Raw genomic sequence first — 8,884 nt, 5'->3', positions numbered from 1 at the left:
CCTCGAACACTTAACCCCCTCGAACCCAACTCGCTTCGAGGTGGGTCCGGGGCGGCACGTCATCCGCGACGACCGGAGGCGTGCGTCAGTGGCACCGGGTGAACCGGACCACGTCACGTCGTTCGCATTCATTCAGAACGCCGGGGTACATAAAAGCCCATCGAACCGACCCCCGCCGCGGTACGGCGAATCACGGGGTGAACGATCGATGGAGATCCGGCGATCGGGCGCTCGACCACGGGGAGACGTTTTTGCGCGAGCGGACCGTTTCGACCGTGTATGCGTATCGGGTTGCTCTCGGACATCCACGCGAACCGGGTGGCACTGGAGGCGGTATTGGACGACATGCCCGACGTGGACGCGCTCCTCTGTGCGGGCGACGTCGTCGGCTATAATCCGTGGCCGGCCGCGTGCGTCGAGGTGCTTCGCGAACGCGACGTCCCGACGGTGATGGGGAACCACGACCGGATGGTGGCGTCCGAGCGCAACTTCGGAGCGAACGGGATGGCGCAGGCGGGTGTCGCGCACGCACGGTCCCGGCTCGATGCCGACGCGCGCCGGTGGATCGGGTCGCTCCCCCGGGAGCGCGTCGCGTGCGACGGGCGGGTGAAGGTCGTTCACGATCACCCGGAGCGAATCGACCACTACACGTACCCGCGAGAGTTCTCGCCGGCGCTCTTGGGCGACGAGGAAGTACTCGTCCTCGGCCACACCCACGTTCAGGGGTATCGGGCGTTCGAGGCGGGCCTCGTGGTGAACCCGGGGAGCGTCGGCCAGCCGCGCGACGGTGACCCGCGCGCCGCGTACGCGGTGCTCGACATGGACGAGAAGACGATCGAGGAGCGACGAGTCGAGTACGACGTCGAGCGGGTCGTCGACGCCGTCGCGGAGGCGGGACTCCCGGACGGGACCGGGAGTCGACTCCGGGAGGGGCGATGAACGAAGTGACGCGTGGCGCGAGAAGAGGGGGGTCGCCGTGAACCGACCGTTCGTCTACGGGTCGCTCTCGGTCATCGCCCTGCTCGTGAGTGCGGTGCTCGGCTTCGTCCTTCTCGGGCCCGTCGGCGCGGTCGTGGGCGGCGTCGGCGGTCTCGTGGTCCTGTTCGTCACGTACGGTGAGGCCGCGGGCGACCCGGAGCGGACGCCGGAGGTGCGGCCGACGGAGCGAGGGGAAGAGGACTAACAGACCGGCTTCGGGTTGACGCCCATCGACTCCAACTGTTCGGTGTACTCGTCGTAGGCGGCCTGGATCGCGCCGTCGGCGGCGGCCTTCGCGGCGTCCCAGTCGGTCTCGTCGGCACAGATCGTATCGAGCAGAGCGCGCGCGGCGTCGAGTTGCCCCTCGAGGTCGCCCTTGAGGTCCCGGAAGGTCGATGCGGTCATCGGGTCGGCTTGCCCGGTGAAGAATCCCGTGTACTGTTCTTTCGACTTCTCGGTGGCGAGGACGCGTCCGATCATGCCGCCGGCGCGTTCGACGGTCGTGTCGAGGTCGCGGAGGTACGCCTGCATCGCGGAGACGTCGTCGCCCGGTTCGTGATCGTCGAGTTCGCCGAGGACGATCTCGTAGTGCTCGCGCTCCTGGTCGGCGGCGTCCGCGAACGTCTCGCCAGCGGGCGTGTCGGTGCCTTCGTCGGCGGCCCAATCGGCGAACGTCTCGGCGGCGGCGTGTTCGGCGTCCGCGGCGGCGTGCAGCACCTCGTCGGGTTCGAGGTCACCGCCGGTGGCGGCGTAGAGCGATTTGGAGGATCCCAAGCGTGAGAGCGCGGTGTCGTTGTCGTCGCGGACGGACTCGACGAACTCGTCTGGCGTCATGAACGCGACTTGTACGCGGGAGGCCTAATACCCACCGTCACCGGTGGCGAAGTGAGTCGAGAGAGCCCCGTGGCTACGCGACGCGAAAAACGGGAGAAGTTGGAACCTCGTTACTCGCGCCTCGCTTTCGTCGTGCGGGGCCTCCGGTCCCGCATGGCTCAGCGCTCGTCTCTTCGCGAAACCTTCAGTTTCGCGTTACTCGCCGCTGCCGGTCTCGATGGGGGCGTCGACGAGGTTACCCCACTCGGTCCACGAGCCGTCGTAGTTGGTGACGTCGTCGTAGCCGAGGAGCTCGGAGAGCGCGAACCACGCGATGGAGGAGCGCTCACCGATGCGGCAGTAGGCGACGACCTCCTGGTCGTTCGTGACGCCCTCGTCCTCGTAGAGCTCCGCGAGCTCCTCCTTGGACTTGAAGCGGCCGTCCTCCTGGACCGTCGCGGCCCAGGAGACGTTCTTCGCGCCGGGGACGTGGCCGCCGCGCTGGGCGGTCTCCTGCAGTCCGGGCGGCGCGAGGATCTCGCCGCTGTACTCCTCGGGCGAGCGGACGTCGACGAGCGGAATGCCGCGATCGATGGCGTTCTCGACGTCGTCGCGGTAGGCGCGGATGGACTCGAAGGGGCCGCGCGGCGTGTAGTTCACGGAGTCGAAGTCGGCGACCTCGTCCGTGGTCGGGTACCCCTCGTCGAGCCAGTAGTCGCGGCCGCCGTCGAGGAGGTAGACCTCCTCGTGGCCGAAGTACTTGAACTGCCAGTAGGTGTAGGCGGCGAACCAGTTGGAGTTGTCGCCGTAGAGGACGACCGTGGAGTCGTCGCTGATGCCGTGCTCGCCGAGCAGGGTCGCGAAGTCCTCCTTGGAGAGGATGTCGCGTTGCGTCTGGTCCTGGAGTTGCGTCTCCCAGTTGAACCCGATGGCGCCGGGCGCGTGCGAGTCTTCGTACGCTTCGGTGTCGACGTCGACCTCGACGAGTCGATACTCGGGGTCGTCGGATTCGAACTCGTCGAGGTTGGACTCGACCCAGTCCGCGCTGACGAGAACGTCGTTGGCGTAGTCGTCGTCTACCATGTCTATCGCTTGTGACCCCGCACATATAGTTCTGCGTGCCCTCGCAGGTTCCCCCGCACCTTCCAACTCGGAGCACTTGTTGCCGGTATTCGGTGCGGGGGAGTTCGAGTGTCGCGGCCGGCCGCCCCCGAAAGAAGAATTCGTTGCCGGCTTCTGTGAGGGACGCGGGCGGACAGCCGCCACGTGGGACGGGACCCGAAGCGGTATCCACCCGGGCGGCGTAGGCCGACGCGATGGACGAGGACGTCATCGTCTCGGCCGAGTGGGTAGACGTGCACAGAGGGGATCCCGGGGTCGTCGTCGTCGACGTCCGCGACGCCTGGGAGTACGACGGCATCGGCCACGTGCCGGGCGCCGTCAACGTCCCCTTCGACACCTTCCGCGGCGGCGGCGAGGAAGGGATGCTTCCGCCCGAGGACGAGTGGGCCGCGCTACTCGGGGAGCACGGAATCGGCGCCGACACGACGATCGTCGCGTACGACGACACGCACGGGGTGTTCGCGGCGCGTTTTCTCGTCACCGCACTGCTCTACGGTCACGACGACCTCCATCTGCTCGACGGCGACTACTCGGCGTGGATGCAGGGTCACGAGACGAGCACGGCGACGCCGGACGTGGAAGCGGTGGAGTACGCCGTCACGCGCCCCGCGGAGTCGCCGCTCGTCACGATCGACGAGGTCGCGGCGGCGACCGAGGCGGAGGACACGATCGTCGTCGACACGCGCGAGCCGGAGGAGTACGCGGAGGGGCACATCCCGGGAGCGGTGAACCTCGACTGGAAGGAGGTCGTCGACGAGGAGACGCGCGGGCTGAAGGCGCGCGCGGACGTCGAGGGGATCTTCGCGGGGAAGGGGATCACGCCCGAGACGCACGTGGTGCTCTACTGCAACACGGCGCGCCGGATCAGTCACACCTTCGTCGTGCTCCGGTGGCTCGGCTACCCGGACGTCTCCTTCTACGAGGGGAGCCTCACGGAGTGGAAGGACGCCGGCCGGCCGCTCGAAGCGGGGGCGGACTCGGACGGCTAGCCCCTGTGCTTTCCCTCCTCGTCGGCGAGGAGCGAAACGGTCTCGACGAGGAGCGCGACGGCGAGCGGTCCGACGATGACGCCGAGCGCGCCGACCGTGAGGAGCCCGCCGGTGAACCCGACGAAATAGAGACTCCCGGGGATTCGCGCCGTGTGCCGGGAGAGACGGGGGCGAACGAGCGGGTCGGGGAGCCACGCGACGAGCGTGCCGGCGACGACGAGGACGGCGATGGCGCCCGTCACGTCGCCGACGCTCAACCGATAGAGGGCGAGGCCGAGAACGACGAGGCTGGGGCCGACGACGGGGAGGAACTGGAGGACGCCGCAGACGAGCGCGAGCGTCACGGGGTACGTGAACCCCAGTAGCCAGAAGACGGGCACGGCGATCGCGGCCGTGACGGCGGCCGTGGCGGCCTGAAGAACGTAGATCGCGTACAGCGTCTCGCGCGCGCGATCGGAGAGCGCCGCGACGACGTCGTGGTACCGCAGCGGGACGGCGGCGAGTACGGCCGACTCGGCGTCCTCGTGGGCGACGAGGAGGCCGAAGACGAGGACGCCGAAGAGGGTGAACTTGATCCCGAGGACGGGGAGCGAGCCGAGGACGGAGAGGGTGATGTCGCGGAGGACGCCCTCGACCGTCGCCGTCAGAGTCGAGACGTCGATCGTGTACACGACGCCGGCGATCGAGAGGCCGAAGGAGTCCGGGAGCGCGCGGATGAAGGCGAGGACGCCGCTGGAGCGAACGTAGAGGAGGTAGACGAACGCGGTGGCGGGGACGAGCGAGACGACGGCGGCGCCGACGGCGGTCGTGGCGGCCGCCCACCACGGGTCGAGGCCGCGGTCCTCGATCCGGTAATAGACCGGGGCGAGGAGGTAGGCGACGGTCGTGGCGAAGACGACGGTCCCGAGCACGCCCGCGAGGACGACTAGCGCGAGCGAGGCGATGAGCGCGAGCAGGGCGATGAGGACGGTTCGGCGGGCGTACGGCACGAGCGGAGGTTCACCGGGCGGGGGTAAAAACGCACCGCGGGGCCCCCGGCGCGGACCGACAGCTACGAGTACCACCGGGTGAGACCACGACGTAGTGAGACGACGCCACTACCTGCGGGCGGCCGGCGCGACGGCGGCCGTCGCCCTCGCGGGGTGTGCGGGCGACGGTGGGGAGACGACCACGACGGCCGGGACGGCGTCCGGAACGCGGACGCTCACCGTCGCGACGTACCCCTCCTTCGTCGACGGCGACGGCTCCCCGGGCGCGTGGCTTAAACGCGAGTTCGAGGCCGCACACGACGGCGTCGCCGTCGAGTGGACGACGCCCTCGTCGGGGTCGTCGAACGTCGCGGAGTACGTCCAGCGCAAGCGGCGGGGCGCGGCCATCGATGCGGACGTCTATGTCGGATTGAACACGGACGAACTGGTGTTGATCGACCGGGAGCTCGACGCGTCGCTGTTCGCGGCGATCGGCGACGACCTCTCACACGCGGGCGACGTGAGAGAGGAGTTGATCGTAGACCCGGAGGGACGCGCGCTTCCCTACGACACGGGCTACATCACGCCGGTCGTGGACGCGACAACGCTCGACGCCGTCCCAGAGACGTTCGACGACCTCCTCGACTCGCGGTATCGGGGCGACCTCCTGACGGAGAACGCCCAGAGTTCGGACACGGGGAAGGCCTTCCTCCTCCACACGATCCACGAGAAGGGCGGCGACGGCTATCTCGACTACTGGCGGGGTCTGCTCGACAACGACGTCCGCGTCCTCGACACGTGGCAGGCGGCGTACAACGCCTACACGGCCGGCGAGGCCCCGATGGTCGTCTCGTACTCGAACGACCAGGTGTACGCCGCGAACGAGGGGCGCGACCTCGACGCCTACGAGGTCGTCTTTCTGAACGACGAGGGGTACGCGAACCCCGAGAGCACGGCCGTCTTCGCGGACAGCGACGTCCCGGACCTCGCTCGGTCGTTCGTCGACTTCGTGCTCTCGCCGGCCGCACAGGACGTCGTCCCGCAGCGCAACTACCAGTTCCCCGCGACCACGACCGGATCGCTCTCCGGCACCTACGCCGAGTACGCGAAGACGCCGCCGACGCCGGTCACGCTCACGTACGACGACCTCGCGGGACACGTCTCCGAGTGGGTCGAACAGTGGTCCCGACTGATCGCACAGCACTGAGCCGACGCCTCGACGGCGCCCGGACGCACGCGGCCGGCGTCGCGGACGCGATCGGTGCCCGCGGCGCGTTCCTCGCCACGTGTTGCGTGCTCCTCGTCGTCTTCTACTACCCCGTCGGGACGGTGCTCGTCGCGGCGTTCACCCGCGGGGGCGACCCCTCGCTCGCGCCGCTGTGGGCGACGCTCACCGATCCGTTCTACTTCGGCGCGCTCGCCGGCGCGCTCGCCGATCCCGCGAGCGTCCCCGGAGCGATCGCGGAGTGGGCCGAGGCGGGGTTCCCCGCCGTCCGCACCGGCCTCTTCGGGTTCACCGCGTTCCTCGCGCTCCTCGGCACCGCCGGGGCCGTCGCCGTCGGTCTCCCGGGCGCGTACGTCCTCGCGCGCTACGAGTTCCCCGGCCGGGAGACGGTCCGCTCGCTCACCGTCGTCCCGTTCGTCCTCCCGGCGATCATGGTCGCGGTGGGGTTCACGACGATGTTCGGGACGAACGGCGCGCTCAACGACGTCCTCAGTCTCGTCGGTCTCAGCGTGGACGTCGCCTTCGGGCTGCCGATCGTCGTCGCCGCGCTCACCTTCTACAACGCGCCGCTCGTCACGCGATTCGTGGTCGCCGCCACCGAGACCGTGGACGTCCGCGCCGTCGAGACCGCGCGGACCCTCGGCGCGCCGCGCTGGCGGGCGGTCGTCGACGTCGTCGTCCCGCAGGTGCTCCCCTCCTTCCTCGCGGGCGTCCTCATCGTCTTCGTCTTCGACTTCATGGCGTTCCCCATCGTCCTCGCGCTGGGGGGACTGCGACTCGCCACCGTCGAGGTGTGGATCTACTCGCTGGCCTCCGACCTCCGCATCCCGGAGGCGGCGTCGCTCGCCGTCCTCGAAGCCGCGATCACGCTCGCGCTCACCTACGTCTACCTGCGCGTCGAGCGACGCGGCGGGCGCGACACCGCGACCGCGTCGGTCCCGCGCGTCCCGTTGCTCGGCCCGCCGAGCGCCGGCCGCCTCCTCGCGCTCGCGTACGCGTGCATCGCGCTCGTCCTCTACGTCGGCCCGCTCGCCAGCATGGTCGCGGAAAGCCTCACCCGCGGGGGATCGCTGTCCGCGGCCAACTACGCGTTCCTCCTCGCCCAGCAGTTGGGCAGCGGCGGCGCGCGCCCGACGGTCGCCGTCTCCAACAGTCTGCTGTTCGCCGTGGGTGCGGTCGCACTCGCCGTCCCGATGGGCGTCAGCGTCGCCGTCGTCACCGGCGGCGAGGGTCGACTCCGGCGGCTCAGCGGCGCGCTCCTGATGGCACCGCTCGCCGTCAGCGGCGTCGTCACGGGGATCGGACTCCTCCGCGGTCTCGTCTTCGGCGTCGATCTGTTCGGGTACCATCTTGCGGTCACGGGCCCCGTGGCCATCGTCGCCGCACACGCCGTCGGAGGGTATCCGTTCGTCGTGCGGAACGTCGCGCCCTTACTCGCGCGCGTCGAGGACGATCTCGTCGCCGCCGCGCGCACCCTCGGTGCCGGTCCCACGCGGGCGTTCCGCGACGTCACCCTGCCGCTCGTCGCGCCGGGCGTCGTCGCCGGCGCGGCGTTCGCCTTCGCGATCAGCGTCGGCGAGTTCAACGCGACTATCGTCCTCGCACGCGACGGGGCGTCGTACACGATGCCGATCGCCCTCGAACGCTACCTCTCGAACCCCTCGGTCGGCCCGTATCTCGGCCCCGCGGCCGCGATGGGGACGGTCCTCCTCGTCGTCACGGCGGCGAGTTTCGTCGTCGTCGAACGCCTCGGCGGGCGGTGGGAGCGATGAGCCTCGAACTCGCCGGCGTCGAGCGGGCGTACGGGGACGCGACGGCGCTGCGCGGGGTCGACCTCACCGTCCGGGACGGCGAGTTCTTCACGCTCGTCGGCCCCTCGGGCTGCGGGAAGACGACGACGCTGCGCTGCATCGCGGGCCTCGAAACGCCCGACGCCGGTGCAGTGCGATTCGACGGCACCGACGTCTCCGGCGTCCCACCGGAGGAGCGCGACGTCGGCGTCGTCTTCCAACACTACGCGCTCTTCCCGATGATGACGGTGCGCGAGAACGTCGCCTACGGGTTGCGCTTCGACCCGCCCGCGGAGAAATCGGTCGAGGACCGGGTCACGGAGCTGCTCGCGCTCGTCGACCTGGAGGGGATGGGCGGACGCGACCCGGACGCGCTCTCCGGCGGGCAGCGCCAGCGCGTCGCGCTCGCCCGCGCGCTCGCCCCCGCACCGGACGTCCTCCTCCTCGACGAACCGCTCTCCGCGCTCGACGCTCGGCTGCGCGACGAGCTCCGCCTCGAGCTCACGCGCGTCCAGCGCGAGCTCGGCGTGACGACGGTCTACGTGACGCACGATCAATCGGAGGCGCTCGCGGTGAGCGACCGACTCGCGGTGCTGAACGACGGGCGAGTCGAACAGGTCGGCGAGCCCGAGGCCGTGTACGAGACCCCGGAGACGCGATTCGTCGCGGCGTTCCTCGGCGAGAACAACTGTCTCGACGGGCGAGCGGTTGGAGGGGAAACGAAGGGGTCGACCGTGCGAGTCGGGGACGCGTCGTTCGCCGTCACGGGCGACCACCGGGGGGCGGTGACGTGCTGTGTCCGGCCGGAATCGATGGACGTGAACGCGACGCACAATCGCTTCGAAGCGCGCGTCGCGGACGTCGAGTTCCTCGGCGACGGCTACAGGGTACACTTCGACTGGAACGGTCGGTCGATCGTCGCGCGCCTCGACGACGCCCCGACGGGGCGCGTGACGCTCGGATTCGACCCGGACGAGGCGGTCGTGCTGGAGCGCTGAC

Annotated in this window: 9 protein-coding genes; 6 read left to right on the top strand and 3 right to left on the bottom strand. The window is 69.9% G+C overall.

Annotated features, from left to right (window positions below; translation table 11 throughout):
* The first annotated feature begins 279 nt into the window (after window positions 1-279).
* Window positions 280-939 carry a metallophosphoesterase family protein gene (locus tag IEX91_RS15730; protein ID WP_188880177.1) on the top strand — a complete coding sequence of 220 codons (660 nt, stop codon included), beginning with the start codon at window positions 280-282 and terminating at the stop codon, window positions 937-939.
* A 37-nt stretch (window positions 940-976) separates the two neighbouring features.
* Complete coding sequence (locus tag IEX91_RS15725) at window positions 977-1,183, top strand: hypothetical protein (protein WP_188880176.1); 207 nt, start codon at window positions 977-979, stop codon at window positions 1,181-1,183.
* Here IEX91_RS15725 and IEX91_RS15720 read toward each other — a convergent pair.
* Both IEX91_RS15720 and IEX91_RS15715 read right to left on the bottom strand, forming a co-directional pair.
* Window positions 1,180-1,812, bottom strand: coding sequence for a rubrerythrin family protein (locus IEX91_RS15720; protein ID WP_188880175.1), 633 nt, complete (start codon window positions 1,810-1,812; stop codon window positions 1,180-1,182). The two genes, IEX91_RS15725 and IEX91_RS15720, sit on opposite strands and share 4 nt — an antisense overlap.
* A gap of 195 nt (window positions 1,813-2,007) precedes the next feature.
* Complete coding sequence (locus tag IEX91_RS15715) at window positions 2,008-2,874, bottom strand: sulfurtransferase (protein WP_188880174.1); 867 nt, start codon at window positions 2,872-2,874, stop codon at window positions 2,008-2,010.
* Window positions 2,875-3,107: 233 nt separating this feature from the next.
* On the opposite strand from IEX91_RS15715, the gene IEX91_RS15710 reads away from it, so the two are divergent.
* Window positions 3,108-3,902, top strand: a complete 795-nt coding sequence (locus IEX91_RS15710; protein ID WP_188880172.1) for a sulfurtransferase — start codon at window positions 3,108-3,110, stop codon at window positions 3,900-3,902.
* Here IEX91_RS15710 and IEX91_RS15705 read toward each other — a convergent pair.
* Window positions 3,899-4,891, bottom strand: a complete 993-nt coding sequence (locus IEX91_RS15705; RefSeq protein WP_188880170.1) for an AI-2E family transporter — start codon at window positions 4,889-4,891, stop codon at window positions 3,899-3,901. The genes IEX91_RS15710 and IEX91_RS15705 overlap by 4 nt on opposite strands.
* Window positions 4,892-4,985: 94 nt before the next feature.
* Here IEX91_RS15705 and IEX91_RS15700 point away from each other — a divergent pair, with 94 nt between their 5' ends.
* The 3 genes from IEX91_RS15700 to IEX91_RS15690 are packed head-to-tail and all read left to right on the top strand — an operon-like array spanning window position 4,986 to window position 8,883.
* Window positions 4,986-6,077: a thiamine ABC transporter substrate-binding protein gene (locus tag IEX91_RS15700; RefSeq protein WP_188880168.1), complete on the top strand. Its 1,092-nt coding sequence runs from the start codon at window positions 4,986-4,988 to the stop codon at window positions 6,075-6,077.
* A complete protein-coding gene (locus IEX91_RS15695) occupies window positions 6,050-7,867 on the top strand; it encodes an ABC transporter permease (RefSeq protein ID WP_188880167.1) in 1,818 nt (605 codons plus the stop codon). Before IEX91_RS15700 ends, IEX91_RS15695 begins: the two co-directional genes overlap by 28 nt.
* Complete coding sequence (locus tag IEX91_RS15690) at window positions 7,864-8,883, top strand: ABC transporter ATP-binding protein (RefSeq protein WP_188880165.1); 1,020 nt, start codon at window positions 7,864-7,866, stop codon at window positions 8,881-8,883. Before IEX91_RS15695 ends, IEX91_RS15690 begins: the two co-directional genes overlap by 4 nt.
* Window position 8,884 lies beyond the last annotated feature (1 nt).

It is taken from the genome of Halarchaeum nitratireducens, assembly GCF_014647155.1.
Lineage (GTDB): Archaea > Halobacteriota > Halobacteria > Halobacteriales > Halobacteriaceae > Halarchaeum > Halarchaeum nitratireducens.
This window is presented reverse-complemented; position numbering and strand designations above follow the sequence as displayed.

Bases quoted from the DNA above. Each gene is read 5' to 3' on its own strand.
- IEX91_RS15730 (WP_188880177.1), top strand. From the start codon at position 280: ATGCGTATCGGGTTGCTCTCGGACATCCACGCGAACCGGGTGGCACTG.
- IEX91_RS15720 (WP_188880175.1), bottom strand. From the start codon at position 1,812: ATGACGCCAGACGAGTTCGTCGAGTCCGTCCGCGACGACAACGACACC.
- IEX91_RS15715 (WP_188880174.1), bottom strand. From the start codon at position 2,874: ATGGTAGACGACGACTACGCCAACGACGTTCTCGTCAGCGCGGACTGG.
- IEX91_RS15710 (WP_188880172.1), top strand. From the start codon at position 3,108: ATGGACGAGGACGTCATCGTCTCGGCCGAGTGGGTAGACGTGCACAGA.
- IEX91_RS15690 (WP_188880165.1), top strand. From the start codon at position 7,864: ATGAGCCTCGAACTCGCCGGCGTCGAGCGGGCGTACGGGGACGCGACG.